Annotated in this window: 16 protein-coding genes and 1 tRNA gene; 3 read left to right on the top strand and 14 right to left on the bottom strand. The window is 72.1% G+C overall.

Annotated elements, in window-relative coordinates:
* Both ACZ5UI_RS25455 and mfd read right to left on the bottom strand, forming a co-directional pair.
* Positions 1-1,197 carry a peptidyl-prolyl cis-trans isomerase gene (locus ACZ5UI_RS25455; RefSeq protein ID WP_464192446.1) on the bottom strand — a complete coding sequence of 399 codons (1,197 nt, stop codon included), beginning with the start codon at positions 1,195-1,197 and terminating at the stop codon, positions 1-3.
* A gap of 88 nt (positions 1,198-1,285) precedes the next feature.
* Entirely contained in the window at positions 1,286-4,642 is a 3,357-nt protein-coding gene (gene mfd / locus ACZ5UI_RS25450) for a transcription-repair coupling factor (protein WP_464192444.1), read from the bottom strand.
* 185 nt (positions 4,643-4,827) lie between these two features.
* On the opposite strand from mfd, the gene ACZ5UI_RS25445 reads away from it, so the two are divergent.
* On the top strand, positions 4,828-5,703 hold the full coding sequence (locus tag ACZ5UI_RS25445; protein WP_464192442.1) for a hypothetical protein: 876 nt from the start codon (positions 4,828-4,830) through the stop codon (positions 5,701-5,703).
* 52 nt (positions 5,704-5,755) lie between these two features.
* On the opposite strand, the gene ACZ5UI_RS25440 is transcribed toward ACZ5UI_RS25445, so the two are convergent.
* From ACZ5UI_RS25440 to ACZ5UI_RS25415, 6 genes are all read right to left on the bottom strand, one after another.
* Entirely contained in the window at positions 5,756-6,604 is an 849-nt protein-coding gene (locus ACZ5UI_RS25440; RefSeq protein ID WP_464192440.1) for an SMP-30/gluconolactonase/LRE family protein, read from the bottom strand.
* A 68-nt stretch (positions 6,605-6,672) separates the two neighbouring features.
* A complete protein-coding gene (gene pth, locus ACZ5UI_RS25435; protein ID WP_464197888.1) occupies positions 6,673-7,206 on the bottom strand; it encodes an aminoacyl-tRNA hydrolase in 534 nt (177 codons plus the stop codon).
* A gap of 41 nt (positions 7,207-7,247) precedes the next feature.
* Positions 7,248-7,958 (bottom strand): 50S ribosomal protein L25, encoded by a 711-nt coding sequence (locus ACZ5UI_RS25430; protein ID WP_464192438.1) that lies wholly within the window; start codon positions 7,956-7,958, stop codon positions 7,248-7,250.
* Positions 7,959-8,006: 48 nt separating this feature from the next.
* Entirely contained in the window at positions 8,007-9,881 is a 1,875-nt protein-coding gene (locus ACZ5UI_RS25425; protein WP_464192436.1) for a glycoside hydrolase family 2 protein, read from the bottom strand.
* A complete protein-coding gene (locus ACZ5UI_RS25420; RefSeq protein ID WP_464192434.1) occupies positions 9,875-10,312 on the bottom strand; it encodes a hypothetical protein in 438 nt (145 codons plus the stop codon). Before ACZ5UI_RS25420 ends, ACZ5UI_RS25425 begins: the two co-directional genes overlap by 7 nt.
* Before the next feature lie 50 nt (positions 10,313-10,362).
* A complete protein-coding gene (locus ACZ5UI_RS25415; RefSeq protein WP_464192432.1) occupies positions 10,363-11,055 on the bottom strand; it encodes a hypothetical protein in 693 nt (230 codons plus the stop codon).
* 77 nt (positions 11,056-11,132) lie between these two features.
* Here ACZ5UI_RS25415 and ACZ5UI_RS25410 point away from each other — a divergent pair, with 77 nt between their 5' ends.
* Positions 11,133-11,408, top strand: coding sequence for a DUF4235 domain-containing protein (locus ACZ5UI_RS25410; protein ID WP_464192430.1), 276 nt, complete (start codon positions 11,133-11,135; stop codon positions 11,406-11,408).
* Here ACZ5UI_RS25410 and ACZ5UI_RS25405 read toward each other — a convergent pair.
* The 3 genes from ACZ5UI_RS25405 to glmU are packed head-to-tail and all read right to left on the bottom strand — an operon-like array spanning position 11,365 to position 14,096.
* On the bottom strand, positions 11,365-11,691 hold the full coding sequence (locus tag ACZ5UI_RS25405; RefSeq protein ID WP_464192428.1) for a hypothetical protein: 327 nt from the start codon (positions 11,689-11,691) through the stop codon (positions 11,365-11,367). The genes ACZ5UI_RS25410 and ACZ5UI_RS25405 overlap by 44 nt on opposite strands.
* A gap of 2 nt (positions 11,692-11,693) precedes the next feature.
* The gene (locus tag ACZ5UI_RS25400; protein ID WP_464197886.1) at positions 11,694-12,671 is read right to left on the bottom strand and encodes a ribose-phosphate diphosphokinase; all 978 of its coding nucleotides are present in this window, start codon (positions 12,669-12,671) and stop codon (positions 11,694-11,696) included.
* A gap of 60 nt (positions 12,672-12,731) precedes the next feature.
* Positions 12,732-14,096 carry a bifunctional UDP-N-acetylglucosamine diphosphorylase/glucosamine-1-phosphate N-acetyltransferase GlmU gene (gene glmU, locus ACZ5UI_RS25395; RefSeq protein ID WP_464192426.1) on the bottom strand — a complete coding sequence of 455 codons (1,365 nt, stop codon included), beginning with the start codon at positions 14,094-14,096 and terminating at the stop codon, positions 12,732-12,734.
* 46 nt (positions 14,097-14,142) lie between these two features.
* Here glmU and ACZ5UI_RS25390 point away from each other — a divergent pair.
* A tRNA-Gln gene (locus ACZ5UI_RS25390) sits at positions 14,143-14,213 on the top strand.
* A gap of 1 nt (position 14,214) precedes the next feature.
* Here ACZ5UI_RS25390 and ACZ5UI_RS25385 read toward each other — a convergent pair.
* Genes ACZ5UI_RS25385 through ACZ5UI_RS25375 form a run of 3 tightly spaced genes read right to left on the bottom strand, consistent with a single transcriptional unit; the run spans position 14,215 to position 16,648 of the window.
* Positions 14,215-14,583: a response regulator gene (locus ACZ5UI_RS25385; protein WP_464192424.1), complete on the bottom strand. Its 369-nt coding sequence runs from the start codon at positions 14,581-14,583 to the stop codon at positions 14,215-14,217.
* Between the two features lie 27 nt (positions 14,584-14,610).
* Positions 14,611-15,396 carry an MTAP family purine nucleoside phosphorylase gene (locus tag ACZ5UI_RS25380; RefSeq protein ID WP_464192422.1) on the bottom strand — a complete coding sequence of 262 codons (786 nt, stop codon included), beginning with the start codon at positions 15,394-15,396 and terminating at the stop codon, positions 14,611-14,613.
* 4 nt (positions 15,397-15,400) lie between these two features.
* Positions 15,401-16,648 carry a PucR family transcriptional regulator gene (locus ACZ5UI_RS25375; protein WP_464192420.1) on the bottom strand — a complete coding sequence of 416 codons (1,248 nt, stop codon included), beginning with the start codon at positions 16,646-16,648 and terminating at the stop codon, positions 15,401-15,403.
* Positions 16,649-16,650: the final 2 nt, after the last annotated feature.

The raw sequence follows: 16,650 nt of genomic DNA, 5'->3' as shown, positions 1-16,650 counted from the left end.
TCAGCCGCCGCTGGCCGTGGTGTTCGGCTGGGCGACCGTCGACGTCGCCGTGGTGGGCGTCGTCTTCGGCGCGTTCTTGCACTGGTCGACGGTGTAGCCGGAGCGGCAGATCGTCTGGGCCTTGAACGACTTCTCCCAGTTCTTCTCGAACGTGGTCAGGGCCTTCTGCTGCTGCTCGGAGGTCAGGATCTGCTTGATCGTGTCCTTGGCCTGGTCGAGCGTCTGCTGGTCGGCCGCGGTGATCTTGTCGACCTCGTAGACGTACCAGCCGAACTGCGTCTTGACCGGGCCGCCGATCTCGCTCTTGCTGGCCGCGAAGATCGCGTCGTCCAGCGCCTTCTCCTGCTGGCCCTTGGCGATGCCCTGCAGCAGGCCGCCGTTGTTCTTGGAGGCGTCGTCGATCGAGTACTTCTTGGCGACGTCCTTCCAGGTGCCGCCGTCCTCGAGCGCCTGCTTGGCCTCGTTGGCCTCGGCCTCGGTCTTGGTCAGCACGATGCGCACGTCACGCATCTCCGGCGTCGCGAAGCGCGACTTGTTCTTGTCGTAGTAAGCCGAGATCTGCGCGTCGGTGACCGTGTCCTTGCCCTTGGTCACCGCGGTCTGCAGGTCGGTGCGCAGCGTCGTCAGCTTCTGCTGGAAGAGGACGTCGTCGTTCGTCATCCCCTGCTGCTTGAGGAACTTCTCGTAGTCGGCTTCCTTGGGGAACTGCTGCTTCTTGAGCTTGTCGAGATCCTTGGCCACCTGGGCGTCGGTCACGGTGATCTTGCGGTTGCGGGACTCCTGCTCGATCCACTGCGACGTGATCAGGAAGGTCGCGACCGTCGAGCGCAGCTGCTCGTAGGTCTGCGCGCACTGCTCCTTGTACTGCGCGTCGGTCGTGGTCGGCTGGCCCTTGGCCGGCGCGGGCGCGGCCTTCTTGCGGGCGGCGACGCAGGCCGTGTAGTTCGGGGCGTCCGGCACCTTGGCCAGCTCGCCGGTCTGACCGCTCTGGGCCGCCGTGGAGGCGGCGGCCACCGTCATCCAGTGGGTGAAGTCGTCCTTGGTGATCGGGACCTCACCGACGCGGGCGATCGCGTTGCCCGGCAGGGCGGTGCTCGTCGTGCTGGTGTCGTTGTCGTCGCCGCCACAAGCGGACAGGACGACCGCCACCGCGCCCAGGAGGAAGACGGGCAGCAGAATTCGGAGCGTTCGGCGCATAGGGCGCGAGAGGGTAGCGGAAGCAGGGCGCATGGAACCTAGGCTGGCGATGCCAGATGAAGCCCAGGTCAAGGCCCTCGAAGGAAGCTTACGCGGCCTCGCGCACGACCGCCAGCAGCACATCGGCGGCCCGCACGACGGCGGGGAAGCGCTGCTGTGGGTCGTCGGGCACGCGCATCGACAGCTGGGACTTGCCCGACTCGTACAGGGCGCCCGGGATCTGCTCGCGGATCGCCTTGGCCTTGACCGAGTCCAGCTCGATCGGGGTGACGGCCAGGCGGCCCTGGCGGAAGGTCACGGCGGTGGCGCCGGCCTGGCCCAGCTTGATGCGCGCCTGCTGCAGGTCGATCAGGTTGCTCAGCGGCTCGGGCACAGGGCCGAAGCGGTCCTCCAGCTCGTCGCGCAGCAGCGCCAGGTCGGCCACCTCGGTCGCGCCCGCGATCCGCCGGTGGACATCGATCTTGGCCTGCTCGTAGGGCACGTAGTCGGCCGGCACGTAGGCGTCGACGTTGACGTCCAGGCGCACCGGCTCGGGCACGTCCTCGCTCATCCCCTCGGCGGCGGCGACGGCCTCGTCGATCATGGCCAGGTAGAGCTCGAAGCCCAGCGCGGCGACGTGACCGGACTGCTCGTCGCCCAGCAGGTTGCCCGCGCCGCGGATCTCCAGATCGCGCATGGCCACGCGGAAGCCCGCGCCCAGCTCGGTGTAGTCGCTCAGCGCCGACAGCCGCTGGCTGGCCTCGTGGGTCAGCGCGTCGGCCGACGGGTACAGCAGGTAGGCGTAGGCGCGTTCGCGCGAGCGGCCCACGCGCCCGCGGATCTGGTAGAGCTGGGACAGGCCGAAGATGTCGGCCCGCTCGACGATCAGCGTGTTGGCCTGCGGGATGTCGATGCCCGACTCGATGATGCTGGTGGCCACCAGCACGTCGGCCTCGCCGCGCAGGAAGCTCATCATCCGGGCCTCGAGCTCGTCGGTCTCCAGCTGGCCGTGGGCCACCTCGAACTTCAGGCCCGGGCACAGCGCGCGCAGGCGCTCGGCGGTCTCGTCGATCGTCTCCACCCGGTTGTGCAGGAAGAACGCCTGGCCCTCGCGCCGGTGCTCGCGCTCCAGCGCCTGCTTGACCAGCTGCTCGTCGTACTCGCCCACGTAGGTCTTGACCGGGCGGCGCCCCTCGGGCGGCGTCTCGATCACCGAGATGTCGCGCACGCCGGCCAGCGACATCTGCAGCGTGCGTGGGATCGGCGTGGCCGACATCGAGATCACGTCCACGCGCAGCTTCAGCTGGCGCAGGAGCTCCTTCTGCTTGACCCCGAAGCGCTGCTCCTCGTCGACGATGATCAGGCCCAGGTTCTTCGGGCGCACGTCGCGCGAGAGCAGCCGGTGCGTGCCGATGAGGATGTCGAGCTTGCCCTCGTTGAAGCGCTTGACCGCGTCCTTCTGCTCGGCGGCGGGCCGGAAGCGCGAGACCTGCTCGATGGTCATCGGGTAGTCGGCCAGGCGCTCGGCGAACGTCCCGAAGTGCTGCTGGGCCAGGATCGTCGTGGGCACCAGCATCAGCACCTGCGTGCCGCCCTCGACCGCCTTGAACGCGGCCCGCAGCGCGACCTCGGTCTTGCCGTAGCCGACGTCGCCGCAGATCAGGCGGTCCATCGGGCGCGGCGTCTCCATGTCGGCCTTGACGACCTCGATCGCCTCGCGCTGGTCGGCGGTCTCGGTGTGCGGGAACTTCGCCTCGAACTCCATCAGCCAGTCGCCGTCGGGCGGGAAGGCGTGGCCGGTGCGGCGCTTGCGCTCGGCGTACAGGTTCAGCAGCTCGCCGGCCATCTCCTGGGCGGCGCGGCGGGCGCGGGCCTTGAGCGTGTCCCAGCGCGTCCCGCCGAGCTTGGACAGCGGCGGGTGGTCGCCGCCGGCGCCGACGTAGCGGGAGATCTTCGTCAGCTGGTCTGAGGGGACGAACACGCGGTCCGCCCCGGCGTACTCGAGCAGCAGGTAGTCGCGCGTGACGCCGGCCACCGTGCGCGTGTCGAAGCCGGCGAAGCGGGCGATCCCGTGGTCCTCGTGGACGACGATGTCGCCCGTGCGCAGGTCGGCGAAGCTGCGCAGCGCGCCGCGCCGCCCGCGGCCGCTGGTGCCCCCGTCGGACTCGGCCCGGCGGCGGCGCACCAGCTTGTGCTCGGGGATCACCGCGAGCTTCAGCGACGGGGCGATGAAGCCGTCGCGCAGCGTGGCCACGCTGAACTGCAGGGAGGGGGCGCCGGGTGGGTGGGACGGATTCCCCCCGTTCAGCCAGGAGGCGGTCATGCGCGCGAGGTTGTAGCCCGCGCGCTCGCCCTCGCCCCGGCGGGGCCAGGCCACGATCGTGCGGTAGCCGGAGCGCACGAGCTTCTCCAGCTCGCTCTCGGCCTCCTTCATCGAGCGCGCGGCGGTGTCGGCGGCCTGGCCGCGCAGCTGGATCGGCTGGTCGCCGGAGATGGCGCTCAGCTGGACGTCGGCGCGCTGCTCCAGCGCGGCCTTGATGTCGTCCGGGCGCACGTACAGGTGACGCGCGTCGTCGTCGTGGAAGGCGGCGCACACGTCCTGCCAGTGGTCGGCCAGCGCGGGCGCGATCTCCTCCTCGGCGGCGACCAGGATGCTCGCCGCGGCCGGCGCGAGGTCGAGGAAGGCGCGGAAGCGATCGACCGGCAGCAGTTCGGCAATGTCGGGGCGCTCGTCCTCCGCCGACAGCGCGGCGATCTCGGCCAGCTCGCGGTGCTCGGGCGCCAGCTCGGCGGCGGGCGCGACCTCGACCTCCTCGGCGTCCCCCAGCGAGCGCTGCGTGAAGGTCGAGAACCAGCGCAGCGACTCGATCTCGATGTCGAACAGGTCGACGCGCACCGCCCGGTCCTCGGTGGCGGGATACACGTCAAGGATGCCGCCGCGCACCGCGAACTGACCGCGGTCGGTGACCTGGTCGACGCGCTCGTAGCCGGCGGCGACCAGCTGGCCGGTGAACTCCTCGATGTCCAGCAGCTCGCCGACCTTCAGGTGCAGCGAGTGCGGGCGCAGCTCGGGGTCGGGGACCTTCTCGCTCAGCGCCACCGCGGACACGACGACGACCGGCGCGTCGCTGGTGCCGTCGTGCTCCAGCAGCGCGTCCAGCGCGGCGACCCGCAGGCCGACCAGATGCGGCGGCGGGGCCAGGTGCGACTCGTAGGCCACCCCGCGGCTGGGATAGAAGCGCACCGCCCGCGGGGCCAGCCAGGCCCGCAGGTCGGCGGCCAGGTCGCGGGCCTGGCGGTCGTCGCCGGCGACGACGATCGTCGGGGTGCGCGGATCGCGGTCGGCCAGCGCCGCCAGGGCGAACGGACGCAGCGACGAGGACGTGAACGCGCGGCCGCCGTCGCGGGCCAGCGTGGCCGCGTCGGCGTCGTCTTCGAAGTGGGCGAGGAGGGGGCGGAGAGCCATCAGGCGAGGGTCATCTGGACAGGACGAACGACCGCGCGGAGCGCGGCACGGGGTCTGCCTTCGAGTCTAGGAGACCGGATTTCGCGGTTGGCGCGCATAGTTCCGTCGTTCGCGCGGTAATGACGGCGCACGGAGCGCGCTGGAGTGGGAGCGCGCCACGATCGGCAAGGGACGGCGGAGGAATCATGAGGGTGAAGTCAGGGATGCTCGCGGCCGCGATCGCCACGCTGGCGCTCGGGTTGGCCGCAACGTCGGCGTCGGCGCAAGCGCTGCCCGGCATACCGGCCAATCCGGTCCTGGGGACCGGCGGGCAGTGCGCCAGTGGCCTGGTGGTCGTCTACATCGGGGCCAGCGGATCGGTCTGCGCGGTGCCCGACGCACCGCAGGTCGGCGCGGCGCCCGCCTGCCCGGACGGCAGCGTGGCGGCGGAGGTCAGCGCCCAGGCCGTGGTCTGCCTGCTGCCCGGGGGCGGCCAGGCGGGGTGCCCGTCCTCGACGGTCTCCGTTGCGCAACCGACGGGCGGGTCGCTGATCTGCGTCCTGCCGACCAACATCCAGGTGCCCGGCGCGGGCGGGTGCACCGACGGCCTCGTGCCGGTGCAGATCCTCGGCGGATCGCTGGGCTGCCTGAGCGCGTTGGCCTTCGGCACGGCCGGAGCCAACGGCGCCAACGGGGCCAACGCCGCCCCCACACCGGCGACCCCGGCCGCCCCGGTGACGACGACCACCAAGACGAACAGCAGCGCCTCGACGTCGAAGAAGAAGCTCTACAAGCCGACCCTGAAGCTGACCACCCGCCTGCGCGGGAGCCGCAACGGGCTGGTGCGCTCGTCGACGAAGAAGATCGTCGTGACCACGATCGGCCGCCGCAACGGCCGCGTCGTGCGCTTCACCAAGCAGTTCTCGCTGAAGCGTTCGGGCCCCGCGTCGGGCGCCCGGCCCTACAGCGCACGCGTGAAGATCACACTCAAGACCAAGGGCAAGGTGAGCATCCGCATCACCAGCCGAGGCGGGGGCTCGATCAAGACCGCGACGTTCAAGCGGACGGTCCGCGCGCGCTGACCGGCGCTCGGGAGCTGGGACGCGGCCCGCCGGCCGCGTCCCACCCGACGTGCTAGGACAGCGACCGAGGCACGCGGCGGATCATGGCCACCGAGCTCGGGTCCGGCGTCTGCTGGAAGGCGGCGTCGACGTACCAGATGGTCCCGGCCGCCTTGGCGATGTCGACCGTCGCGTCGGCCACCTGCCGGTCGGCGGTCACGCGACCGCTGGCCGCGCCGCCGCTGAGCAGCACGCGCGTCACGTGGCCCGTGCCCGCGGCCACGAACAGGCGGTTGCCGTCGCGCAGCAGGCCGTCGTTCAACGTCAGCGTGGCGCCGCCGAGCGTGATCGGCGTGCTCAGGCCGGTGGCCGGGTTGATCCGCACCAATCCGGCGGAGGCGATGTCGCCCACGATCAGCGTCGTGCCGTCGAGCACGATGCCGTCGGCGCCGGGCGCGCCGGCCGCGGTCGGGTAGCCGGACAGCTGGATCGCCCGGACCGGCGCGGAGCCGTCGAGCGTGACCCGGTAGAGGACCGGCGCGAGCGTGTCGGTGGCGTAGGCCACCCCGTTGTGCACCACGACGTCGTTGATCAGCTTGCCGCCCAACGCGAACGTGCGCCCGTCGCGCCCGGTGCGGCGGTCGTAGACGTAGAGGTTGCCGGTGTCGCCGCCGGCCACGACCAGCTTGCCGCCCGCGACGGCGATGCCCAGCGCGGCGCGGCCAGCGTGCGCCGGCACCAGGACGCGACCCTTGCCGGTGCGCGCGCTGCCGGCCCAGACGGCGCCGCTGCTCGACGAGCCCGAGTACAGCGTCGCGCCGGAGCCGGTCAACGACTCGGGGCCGAAGCCGGCGGGCAGCGCGATGGACGAGGGGCCGGAGGCCGCGTGGGCCGAGCCGGCGAGCGCCAGCGTCGCGACCATCGCGAACGCCAGCGAAGTGAGACGTTTGTGTACCTGCATGCTCGGAGGCTGCCCGGGCGGCGCGCTCGCTATGCGAGCGACGTCTCGCCCAGCACGATCCGCTCGGCCACGTCGGTGGCCTGCTCGATCAGCGCGTCGACCTCGTCGCGCGGCTGGCGCCAGCGGCCCAGCACGTAGGCGGCGACGATCTCGGGATCGGTCGAGTCCGGCCGCCCCACGCCGATGCGCACGCGCGCGAAGTCCGCGCTGCCCAGCTCGCGCTTGAGCGACTTCAGGCCGTTGTGGCCGGCCAGGCCGCCGCCCAGGCGGGCGCGGATGTCCCCGAAGGGCAGGTCGATCTCGTCGTGCACGACGAGCACGCGATCCAGCTCGACCTGCAGCGCGCCGCGCGCCGGGCCGGCGGAGCGGCCCGCGTCGTTCATGTAGGTCTGCGGCAGCAGCACCGCGACCCGCGGGCCGCCGGGGCCGGTCCGCCCGTCGGTGATCAGCCCGGCGTACTTCGCCTTGCCCTTGGGCAGCTGCCAGCGCGCGGCCAGCCGCGCGGCGACCTCGAAGCCGACGTTGTGCGGCGTGTAGGCGTACTCCGAGCCGGGGTTGCCCAGCCCGACGACGAGCCAGTCGACGGGCAGGGTCCTCCCTCCAGCTACTCGGCGGAGTCGTCCGAGGATGCGTCGCCCTCGGCGGGCGCGTCGCCCTCGGCGGCGGCCTCTTCGCCCTCGGCGGAGGCCTCGGCGCCGTCCTCACCGACGAGCGCGGTCTCCTGCTCGATCTCGTCCTCGGAGGGCTCGCCCAGCTTCGGCGGGGTCAGCGTGGCCAGGACGGTCTCCTCGAGATCGTCGACCAGCGTCACGCCGGCGGGCGGCTTGACCGCGCTCAGGTAGAGCGTGTCGCCGATCACCATCGCCGAGACGTCGGCGCTGAGCGACTCGGGGATCTCGGTCGGGAGCGCCTCGATCGTCACCTCGCGGGTGACCTGCTCGATGACACCGCCCTCGACCACGCCGGGGGCGTCGTCGACGCCCTCCAGCTCGACCACGACGGTCGCCTGGATGGCGACGTCGAGCCGCACGCGCAGGAGGTCGATGTGGGTGGTCTCGCCGCGGACCGGGTGCCGGTCGGCGGACTTGAGCACCGCCGAAGCGGTCTTGCCGTCGATGGCGACGTCGAGCACGGCACCGCGGGCGGCCAGCGCGTGGCGCAGCTCGCGGGCGTCGACGTCGAACGGAACGGGATCTTCGCCGCCGCCGTAGAGGACGCCGGGAATCCGGCCCTCGCGGCGCAGGCGGCGCGTCGCGCGGGAGCCTTCGGGCGTGCGCGCGCGAGCGTCGAGCTTGGTCGCAGAAGTCTTGGCCATGAGACGGACGATGGTAGCGGCCGATCGCCGGTGCCCACGGGGCGAACGTCAGCGCGAGAGCTGCGGGTGCGCCTTGTACATCTGCGCGAGCACGTCGTAGGCCGGCTTCTTCGTGCCGTCGTACTCGATGACCGCCTTCTGGTGCAGCGGCGACGTCGGGTACGGATTGGACCCGTCCCAGTCGGGCCGGATGCGGAACTCCTGCAGCGTCCAGTACAGCGCACCGGCCAGCCACGGCTTGGTGTCCATGATGGCCAGCGTGTCGCGCGCCCACTGCGCCTGGAAGGCGAACGTGCCCTTCTCGTCGGCCGGGCCCTCGCGGTTGGCCTCGGCCCCCCACTCGGTCGCGAAGATCGCCTTGTTGGGGTAGCAGCGATGCAGCTGGTCCAGGAAGTCCGACAGCCGGGTGCGGTCGGCGATCTCGCCCAGCCGGCCCGTGTACCAGCCGAAGTACAGGTTCACGCCGAGCACGTCGAGCGGGTAGTAGCCCTTCTGGCAGCCCGCGGACGGGTAGCCCGCGAAGGCCTGGCCGACCAGGCGCGTGTCGTCCAGCGAGCGCACCAGCCGGGCGGCGTGGCGGATGTAGTCGGTCTGGTACTTGCCCACGAGCGCGTTGAGCTCGTTGGCGATCGACCACACGATGATCGACGGGTGGTTGGAGTTGGCGATCACGTCGTCGCGCAGGTACTGGTCGCCCAGCTTGAGCACGCGCGAGTCGTCCAGGATCGTGGTGCGCACCTGGTAGAAGGGCACCTCGTTCCACACGAGCATGCCGCGGCGGTCGGCCTCCTCGTAGACGTGCGGGTGCAGTGGGTAGTGCGAGCGGATCATGTCGCCGCCCGCCTCCTGCACCCAGTTGAGCTGCTGGTCGCGGGTGGCGTTGGACTGCGCGCCGCCCTCGCCCGGCCAGTCCTCGTGCAGCGCGAAGCCGCGCGCGTTGACGCGCTTGCCGTTGAGCAGCAGCGAGCCGTCGGAGGCCACGCGCAGCGAGCGCACGCCGGAGTGGACCCTCCACTGGCGCACGAGGTCGCCGCTCACGCGGGCCGAGACCGTCGCGGTGTACAGGTAGGGCGAGCCGGGCTCCCACAGCCGCGGGTTGCGCACGGTGACGCGGCCGGCCAGCGTCTGCGACTGGCCGGGGCCCAGCGTGGCGCTGCCCAGCGTCACGCGCGCGTTGCCGTAGGTGCCGGTCACGCTCACGCGCTGGGTCGAGCCCGTGACGTTGACCGCCCGGGCCCGGAAGGTCACGCTGGCCGAGCCGGTGGGGCTGTGCAGGTCGGGCAGCACCTGGACCTGGTCGAGATCCACGCGGTCGACCTCCCGCAGGTACACCTCGCGCAGGATCCCGGCGTACGGCCACCAGCCCGCGCTGGGGTCGCCCGCCGCGTTCAGTCCGGCGTAGGGGAAGTCCAGCGCGCTGCGGTGGCGCGCGTCGACCTTGACCTCGAGCGTGTTGGCGCCGCGGCGCAGCAGCGAGTGCGGGATGCGGATCTCGAACGGCGTGAAGGCGCCCTGATGGGTGCCGATCCGGTGCCCGTTGAAGTCGATGTAGGCGCGGTAGTTGACCGACTCGAAGCGCAGCACCCAGTCGCGCCGCGTGCCGCCGGCCGGCAGGTCGAAGCTCTTGCGGTAGTAGCCCACGCTGGGCAGGAAGTCGGCCACCGTGTCGCCGGTCGCGTTCCAGGCGTTGGGCACCGAGACCGCGCTCCAGCCGGTCGACGGCTTGCGGAAGGCCCACTCGCCGCCGAGCAGGTACCGGCCGTCCGGACCGTCCTGGTAGAGCGTCTGACGGGTCGGCGTATCGGCCGCGTGAGCGGGGGCAGCGGCCGCGGCGAGGGCGACGAGGGCGAAAAACGGCAGGGCGAAGCGGCGCAGCATGAGTCGGGGTGGGAACACGACCGCCGGGAGGAAGTTGCTCAGCATGGGCTCTCCCGTCCGATCGGCTCGCTCAGGCCGGTCACGGTAACCGACGGCCCGGAGAACACGCTGCCGGTGCGCCGGATCTCGATGCACTGGACGGTGGTCAGCCGCGTCGGCGTCTTCCACACCACGCGCGTCGGGCCGGTGGCCGCGCCGAGCGCGTGCGAGGTGTCGCTGTCGAAGGCGACGATCTCGATCCGGCCCGGGTCCTTCAGCTGCTCCGCGTTGGCCCGCACCGCGCCGACGCACGCGGGCCGCTGCATGCACCCGTCGATCTGCTCGAGCATCGCCGCCTCGTCGCCCTTGGCCTGGGCGTCGAGCAGATCCGTGACCTTGTCGCGCTCGACGTTCTCGGCCGACAGCCACCGGGCCAGCACGAAGGCGATGGCCAGGAACACGAGGACCCCGGCGACGATGAGCAACAGACGACGCACCCGGCGCCGGAAGGTAGTCGCACCGGCGGCGGTTGCGGCCGGTTCCGGCGTCAGTCGTCGCCGTTGAGCTCGAGGAAGCGCCGCACGGAGGCCTCCTGGTGCTCGAGGCGCTCGGCGGTCTCGTGGGCGTGCGCGGCGGCCCGCTGGAGGAAGTCCTCCAGGCACTGCTCGGGGTCCTCGGGCAGCGGGTAGATCCAGGCCACGTCGGGCTGGGCCAGGGCGATGCCCATCGGCGGGCGGCCCTCGGCCAGCGTGCGCGCGCTGCATACCGGCGCGACCGTGATCTGGCGCTCGGGCGCGACGAGGGCGACCGGCATTAGGCGCTGGGCGGGCAGGCGCACGTCGATCTCGATGGAGCGGTCGATCGCCACCTCCGAGCCGACCGCCTGCTGGAGCGGCTCCCGCCACACGGCCAGGACCGTGTCGGCGGCGACGATCGCGTCGCGCAGCGCCTGGGCCTGGATCGCGTACAGCTCCTCGGCCTCGTCGCGGTCGTGCGCGTCGGCCAGATCCAGGTCACAGGGCACGCGCAGCAGCTGCGAGGGGCCGACCGCGGTCCCGGCGCCCAGGCCGCCGTGGGCGATGTAGGTCTGGATCGTGCCCAGGTCGCGCCGCCCGTGGAAGATCACCGTCAGCGCGTCGCACAGCGACAACGGCTCCACGCGCAGGGCGACCGCTGCCGCGTCCGCCTCGTCGAGCAGAGCGCGGCGCAACAGCTCTTCACTGTGCCCGTCGTCCCTCACGGTTGTCATCCTCCGCTTGCTGGGTACTCGATTCAATCGACCGACCGGACAGAAAACCGCAGGATGGAGTCGACACGATGAAGCTGCTCTACAAGCCGTTCGGGATCATCCTGGGGATCGTGGCGGGCCTGATCGGGCGCCAGATCTTCAATTTCGCCTGGGGCAAGATCGACGAGGCGGAGCCCCCGGAGGCCACCACCGAGGACGCGCCGCTGGCCAAGGTGCTGATCGCGGCCGGCCTTCAGGCGGCGATCTTCGCCGTCGTCCGCGCCGCGGTGAACCGCAGCGGGGCCAAGGGCTTCGCGCACCTCACTGGGGTCTGGCCCGGCGAGAAGCGCCCGGATCCCGAGTGATGGTCAGGCCACGCTCGGCCAGCGTGGCCAACTCATCCTCGAACGCGGCGAAGTCTCCGTCGAGCAGATGCGCGTGCTGCGGGTTGCGCCGCGCCCACAGACGCAGCGCGTCGGGGCCAACCTTGACCTCGGCCTCGGCGGTCAGCGTGAGCAGGATGGCCAGGCGCGGGTCGGCGTCGACCTGACCCGAGAGGATCGACAGCGGATCGGTGCCGAAGACCCGGCACAGCTCGTCCTCGGAGAGGCCGAGGCGTTCGAGCAGCAGGTACGCGCTCGAGGACACCCCTAGAACAGCTGGTTCTCGCCGCCGAAGACCTCGGAGACCGAGCCGTCGGTGAAGATGCGGCGGATCGAGTCGGTCAGCAGCTCGGCGCAGGAGAGCACGCGCACGTTGTCGGGCGCGCCCTCGCGCAGCGGAATCGTGTCGGTCACGACGATTTGCTCGAACGGCGCGGACGCGAGGTTCTCGAACGCCTTGCCGGAGAAGACCGCGTGGGTGGCCGCGGCGTACACGCGCTTGGCGCCGGCGTCCTTGACCGTCTGCCCGGCCGCGCACAGCGTGCCCGCCGTGTCGATCATGTCGTCGACGATGATCGCGTTCTTGCCCGCGACGTCACCGATGACGTAGCCGATCTCGGCCACCTGGTGGGCGGGGCGCTCCTTGGTCAGGATGGCCAGCTCGGCGCCCAGCTTCTCGGCGAACTTCTGGTTCAGCTTGGCCCGGCCCACGTCCGGCGCGACGACGACGAGATCGTCCAGGCCGAGGTCGTCGAAGTACTGCGTGAGCATGAACAGCGCGGTCATGTGGTCGACCGGCTTGTGGAAGAAGCCCTGGATCTGGCCGGCGTGCAGGTCCATCGTCAGCACGCGATCGGCGCCCGCGGACTCCAGCATGCGCGCGACCAGGCGGGCGGAGATCGGCTCGCGCGGCGCGGACTTCTTGTCCTGGCGGCTGTAGCCGAACCACGGCGTGACCGCGACCACGCGGTGGGCCGACGCGCCGACCGCCGCGTCGATCATGAGCATCAGCTCCATCAACGCGTCGTTGGCCGAGATGCCCGTCGCCGGGTTGCCCGCGGTCGGCTGGATCAGGAAGACGTCGGCGCCGCGGATCGACTCGTCGAAGCGGCAGTACACCTCACCGCTGGAGAAGGTCTTCAGCGTCACCGGTCCGAGCTCGACGCCGAGCTTGTCGGCGATCTTCGCGGCCAGGTCCGGGTTCGCCCGGCCGGAGAACAGCATCAGGCGCTTGTCGTACTCGATGGGGAGTGAGGTGGCCGACAAGAGCGCTTGAGCATCCATACCGCTCATCTGCTGCAAAGACTACTCAGCCGGGCGGCGGCGGTCTGCGTACTTCTCGATGTTCTTCTGACGCGAGCGCGCGACGCCGAGCGCGCCGGGCGGCACATCCTCGGTGATCACGCTGCCGGCGGCGGTGTAGGCGTCGTCGCCGACGGTCACCGGCGCCACGAACGTCGTGTCCACCGAGGTCTTCACGTTGGCGCCGATCGTCGTGCGGTGCTTGTTGACGCCGTCGTAGTTGGCGGTGATCGTCGCGGCGCCGAGGTTCGTGCCCGGCCCCACGTCGGCGTCGCCGATGTAGGACAGGTGCGGGACCTTCGAGCCGGCGCCGATGTCGGAGTTCTTGATCTCCACGAACGCGCCCGCCTTGGCCTTCTCGCGCAGGTGCGCCTTGGGCCGCAGGTAGGAGAACGGGCCGACGGTCGCGCCGGCCTCCAGGCGCGCGCCGTCGACGTAGGACTGGCGCACGGTCACGTCGTCGCCCACCGCCGCGTCGCGCAGCGTCGTGTGCGGGCCGATCGTCGCGCCCACGCCGATCGTCGTCGTGCCGTTCAGCGTGCAGCCCTGCTCGACCACCGTGTCCTGGCCGATCGTCACGTCGACGTCGACGACCGTCGTCTGGGGCGAGACGAACGCGACGCCGGCCCGCGCGTGGTCGTCGAGGATGCGCCGCTGGGCGATCGCCCGGACCTCCTGCAGGTCGACGCGGTCGTTGACGCCGAGCATCAGCGTCGGGTCGGCCAGGATGTGCGCCTGCACCGGCCCGAGCGCCGGGAGCACGTCGGGCAGGTAGTACTCGCCCTGGGCGTTGTCGTTGGACAGCTGCGCCAGCTCGCGCACGAGGGCGCCGCCGGCGAACGCGTACAGGCCGCTGTTGACCTCGCGCAGCGCGAGCTCGGCGTCGGTGGCGTCGCCCGGCTTCTTCGTCTCCACCACGCGGGTGACGCTGCCGTCGGGCGCGCGCACCACGCGGCCGTAGCCGGTGGGGTCCTCGAGGATCGCGGTGACCATCGTGGCCTGCGCGCGGCTGGCCGCGTGCGCGTCGGCCAGCGTGCGGATCGCCTCGGCGGTGATCAGCGGCACGTCGCCCGACAGGACGATCACCGTCTCGTCGGGGTCGATCAGCTCGGCGGCGCTGCGGACGGCGTCGCCGGTGCCCAGCGACTGCTCCTGGACGGCCAGCTTCACGCCCTCGGGCAGGACGCCCTCCAGGGCCCGATCGGGTCCGCCCACGACGACCACCGTGCCCGCGCCGGCCTCCAGCGCGGCGTGCACGGGCCACAGCGCCATCGCGCGACCGCAGATCGGGTGCAGGACCTTGGGCACGCGCGACCGCATCCGCGTGCCCTGTCCGCCGGCCATGATCACGACAGTGGGCGAGCTCACGGCTCCGATGCTACGGCCTCCGGTGGTAGCGTCGAGGCACGACCGCTGCGGGGTCGTCTAATGGCAAGACGTCGGTTTTTGGTGCCGATTATCGGGGTTCGAATCCCTGCCCCGCAATTCAGCCCAGCAGCCCGCGGAGCGCCTCCACCATCCGCTCGGGCGGCTCGCGCTTGGACAGGATCAGGTCGACGCCCTCGATGCCCGCGACGTGATCGGCCACCTCGGTGGTCGACAGCGACGAGACGACCGCCAGGACGGCGCTCGGCGCGGCGGCGCGCACGCGCACGACACCGCCCGGGTCGAAGATCGGCAGCCACAGGTCCAGCAGGATCGCGTCGGGCGTCAGCTCGGCGGCGAACTGCTCGGCCTCGTCCCAGCTCGCCGCGTTGCCGACGACGGTGAACCCGCCATCCTCGAAGACGGTCTGCACGAGCAGACGAAAGCCCGGCGCGTCATCGCACACGAGCAGGCGGGGAGCATCCGGCATCCGGCCCCGTGGAATAGCAGATCGCTGCTAGTCGAAGCGGAAGAAGGTGCCCGTGGGCGGCGTCGGCTCGACGCGCCCGACGGTGGCCCGCAGCGTCGAGGCGAAGATCTCACCCGAGCGGCCGATCAGGTCGATCAGCGTCTGCACCGGCGTCGGCTCGTGCGGGACGCCGTTGGCGTAGTCGGTCGCGTAGCCCAGCAGCGCGTAGGGCAGCTCCGCCTCGCCGCACAGGACGGTCTCCGGGCCGGCGGTCTGGGACACGACGGTCACGCCCGCGTGGCGCAGCTGGGCGATCTCGCTGCGCGTGTTGAAGCGCGGGCCGTCGACGTGGCCGTAGGTGCCGCCGTCGCGCACGCGATGACCGGCCTCGCGCGCCCCGGCCAGCAGCGCCTCGCGCAGCGCGGGCGCGAACGGCCGGTCGAAGATCCAGTGGCCGCGGCCGGCCTCGCCGGGCTCGGTGTACAGCGTGCAGATCGAGCCGTCGGGCAGGCGGTTGACGGGGAAGTGCAGGTCGTCGAACACGACCAGCGACCCCAGCTCCAGGTCGGGATCGAGCGCGCCGCACACCGTCGCGGCCAGCACGCAGTCCACGCCCGACTCCTTGAGCGCGACGATGTTGGCCTGGTGGGTGACCGCGGAGGACAGGCGCGCGTGACCCTCGCCGTGGCGCGAGACGTGCACGACCTCGGCGCCCGCCCACGTGCCCTCGGTGATGCGCGCGGTGCCGAAGCGCGTGGGCACGTCGCGGGGCGTCGCGTCGGCGAAGCCCGGCAGCGCGTAGGTCCCCGACCCGGTGATGATCCCGATGCGCATCGGGCTAGCGGTTCGTGCCGCTCCGGGGCACGCGGCCGCCGACGCTTCCGGGCTCGGTGGCCGGACCGCCCCGGGCGGCGATGCCCAGCACGCGCATCGCCTTCAGGCCCAGGGAGAGCTTCTCGCGGCCGTCGCTGGAGTTGACGTCGTGCCCGCTGAGGTCGCGGACGCGTTCCAGGCGGTAGCGGATCGTGTGCCGGTGGGTGAACAGGCGCTGCGCGGTGCCGGCCACGTTCCCGTCGGCCTCCAGGAACGCCTCGAGCGTCTTGACCAGGTCGGTCTCGTACTGCTCGTCGTAGGCCACCAGCGGCTCGACCGTCTCGGCGTAGAAGCGCTGCAGCTCGGCCGGGTCCTCGCTCATCGCCGACAGCAGCAGGCGGTAGGCGCCGGTCTCCTCGAAGGCCAGCGCCTCGCTGTCGGCGTTGCCCTCGGCGACGTTGGCGGCCAGCAGCGCCTCGTTGCGGGCGCGGGCCAGCTCGAGCGGCGCGGCGGCGTGGCGGCTGCGCCCGAGGGCGAAGGCGTAGCCGGTGAGGGCGGCGTGCAGCTCGCGCAGGAGCGCGTCGGCGGCGCGCTCGGCCTGCTCGTCCCCGGCGCCGGGCAGCAGGACCACCGCTTCGACGCCCAGGCCGCCGTCGTGCGGACGCAGGCCCGCGACGCTGGTGGGCAGGACGGCGCGGGCGCCGCGCTGGGCCACGGCCAGGAAGCGGCTGCGCCAGCCCTCCTCGGCGGGCGCCAGCGGGTGGGCGCGCACGACCACGACGCTGCCGCCGTGCTCGACGTCGACGCCCAGCTCGCGGCCGCGGGCGATCGCCGCTTCGGCATCCAGCAGCTCACCGCGCAGGAGTGCCCCGGCGAACTGGGCCGTGGCCTCCTCGGAGGCCCGCTCGGGGCCGCGGACGCGCTCGACCTCGGAGGCGATCAGCGTCAGCACCAGGCGGGTCATGCCGGGGCGGGAGGGGTCGTCATCCATGCGCGAGCGCATCAGCAGCTGGCCGACGACGTTGTCGGCCACGCGCAGCTCGTGGGTGACGACGCCGTCGCCGGCGGCCATCAGCGAGCGCTCGTCGGCCGGTGAACGCGCGGCCACCGCCAGCACGGCGCTGGAGCGGTCGATCAGGGCGAGGCTGGCATCCAGCGCGCGGGCCGCGGCGCGGACCACCTCGGGCAGGCCGGAGCCCGACTCGACGGCCTCGGTGATCGCATCTAGCGCAGCGAGGTCGAACCCCGCCGTTGCTGCTCGCGTGGCGGGCACGG

Source organism: Conexibacter sp. JCM 18997 (genome assembly GCF_055391915.1).
The sequence above is the reverse complement of the archived record's forward strand: the minus strand, read 5'-3'. Positions and strand labels throughout refer to the sequence as shown.